This window comes from Candidatus Parvarchaeota archaeon (assembly GCA_016866895.1).
Classification (GTDB): Archaea; Micrarchaeota; Micrarchaeia; order Anstonellales; family VGKX01; genus VGKX01.
The window spans coordinates 1-1239 of sequence record VGKX01000222.1 but is presented as its reverse complement, the minus strand read 5'-3'; the positions used below and the strand labels follow the sequence as shown (position 1 = coordinate 1239).

The following is a 1239-nucleotide window of genomic DNA, read 5'->3' as shown; positions in this document are numbered from 1 at the left end:
AGGCTTGTAATAGGGGAGCTTGACCTCGTGCTTTTTAAAACCAAAAGAGAATAAACAGTTAATCGGAGGTAAAACCATGACTGAAATATTAGAAACGACAATCAAGAAATTTGGGAAAGGCGGCCATATATACGTCCCAAAAAAACTAAACAGATATATCGGTTGCAGTGTCCGGGTAATAATAAGCTCCCTTGATGCGCCTAAGCCACAGACAGAAGCGCCTAAAGTTGAAGCGCCTGCGGCCGCAGCCCCTACCCCAACAGAGCAGAAAGCCTAAAATAAGGAATTAGTTGCCTTGTAGCTGAAAAACAAAAAGACTGCTTGGAAAGGGGACTATTATGGGGGACTACAAATCAGTTAAAGTCTGCGTAAAATGCTACTTTAACAAACAGGATTTTGAAGCTATTGCGGCGGACGCGGTTAAAGCAGGGGTGCGGCATGGGGGACTACAAACCTGGGTCCAGAAAAAAAATGGTTTAGCCGATGAAAAGGTAGCCAACACGGATAAAATACCTAAATTTTTAAAATTTATCTGGAGGTCCTGGCAACAAACAGCAACTTTGAGGCTTGCCAAGGCTGCGGAGCTTGCAAAAAAGGAACAGGAGCTAAAGGAAGAAAGGGCAAAGCTGGGGATATAACGAGGTGGTTAGATGGAGGGAATTAAAACACAGTTCCAAATAGCAGCCCAAAAAATCCGCTTGTTGATTTTGGAGTATAAACGCACCAAATACGCAAACGAAAGTATAGCGGCGGATATATGGTTTGCCACTTTTATGCTGGCTTGCCTTATTGTTTTTGACGCGTTGATTATCCGGGGATTAATTCTTATTTTGATTTTGGCTATAAACTATTTCCTATATTGGAGTGATAAATGGAGTGATAAAAATGGAAATTAAAACCTTTGGCATTGCGGTTTTAATTGCCTGTGTCTGGATTATGGCTTATATCCTTGTGGGAACCGCCATTTACCTGTCCTGGGAAATAGCCGGGCAAAAAACACAGTGTGTTGCAAAATGCTCGGAAATGATAAACAAGGAGTGCAAGCAGCCCTACACTCTAAACAGCTCAGTATATTTGGCATTGCGCCCAATGGCGATTAACGGCTCCGGTTGATTGTCCTCGCCAGGACCGCCATAATGGGCTATTGCGTCTTTTTTCTGTTTTTTATATTCCTGCATTTCCGCGTTTGTTATGCCGTAGTGTTCCCATTCCCGCATTGCAAACCACCCAACAAAAGAG

4 protein-coding genes are annotated in these 1239 nt (G+C 43.0%); all 4 read left to right on the top strand.

Going from position 1 to position 1239, the window contains the following annotated elements; translation table 11 throughout:
• Positions 1-76 precede the first annotated feature (76 nt).
• The 4 genes from FJZ26_06115 to FJZ26_06100 all read left to right on the top strand — a co-directional run bounded on the left by FJZ26_06115 (position 77) and on the right by FJZ26_06100 (position 1113).
• Positions 77-277: a DUF2080 family transposase-associated protein gene (locus FJZ26_06115; protein ID MBM3229981.1), complete on the top strand. Its 201-nt coding sequence runs from the start codon at positions 77-79 to the stop codon at positions 275-277.
• A 61-nt stretch (positions 278-338) separates the two neighbouring features.
• Positions 339-638 carry a hypothetical protein gene (locus FJZ26_06110; protein ID MBM3229980.1) on the top strand — a complete coding sequence of 100 codons (300 nt, stop codon included), beginning with the start codon at positions 339-341 and terminating at the stop codon, positions 636-638.
• Positions 639-650: 12 nt separating this feature from the next.
• A complete protein-coding gene (locus FJZ26_06105) occupies positions 651-896 on the top strand; it encodes a hypothetical protein (GenBank protein MBM3229979.1) in 246 nt (81 codons plus the stop codon).
• Positions 886-1113, top strand: coding sequence for a hypothetical protein (locus tag FJZ26_06100; protein MBM3229978.1), 228 nt, complete (start codon positions 886-888; stop codon positions 1111-1113). Before FJZ26_06105 ends, FJZ26_06100 begins: the two co-directional genes overlap by 11 nt.
• Positions 1114-1239 lie beyond the last annotated feature (126 nt).

Coding starts and splice junctions, on each gene's coding strand:
- FJZ26_06115 (MBM3229981.1), top strand. CDS start 77: ATGACTGAAATATTAGAAACGACAATCAAGAAATTTGGGAAAGGCGGC.
- FJZ26_06110 (MBM3229980.1), top strand. CDS start 339: ATGGGGGACTACAAATCAGTTAAAGTCTGCGTAAAATGCTACTTTAAC.
- FJZ26_06105 (MBM3229979.1), top strand. CDS start 651: ATGGAGGGAATTAAAACACAGTTCCAAATAGCAGCCCAAAAAATCCGC.
- FJZ26_06100 (MBM3229978.1), top strand. CDS start 886: ATGGAAATTAAAACCTTTGGCATTGCGGTTTTAATTGCCTGTGTCTGG.